General features: G+C 49.4%; 1 pseudogene. It reads left to right on the plus strand.

From position 1 onward, the window contains the following. Positions 1-441 (plus strand): annotated as a pseudogene (locus J0A66_RS21710) ([protein-PII] uridylyltransferase); the annotation flags it as partial.

Below are 441 nucleotides of genomic sequence, written 5' to 3' on the forward strand. Positions count from 1 at the left end.
GAACCGAATTGATGCTGTACGGGCGCGATCGCGCCAGTTTATTTGCTCAGGTAGCCTCGGTATTGGATAGCCGCAATTGTTCCATTCATGATGCTCAGATAATGGGCACTCAGGATGGTTATGTACTGGATAGCTTTATAATTCTTGAACAGGACGGTGGCCGCATTGATTCCGCTTCCCGTCGCCAGAGTCTGAAAAACGCCATACTGACCCAACTGGCCAAGCCTGGTCATCAGCATATAAACAACCGCAAGATGCCAAGGCGTATGAAACAATTAAGCGTCCCCACAAAAATGCGCTTTTTTACCAACCAGGCCAATATGACACTGTTGGAACTGGAAGCCCTTGACGCGCCGGGGCTATTGGCTAAAGTCAGCCAGCAATTTGTCGCCTTTGGCCTGTCGTTACATATGGCTAAGATCACCACCATTGGTGAACGTG

Origin of the sequence: Bowmanella dokdonensis (assembly GCF_017254865.1) — a bacterium.
GTDB classification, from domain to species: domain Bacteria; phylum Pseudomonadota; class Gammaproteobacteria; order Enterobacterales; family Alteromonadaceae; genus Bowmanella; species Bowmanella dokdonensis.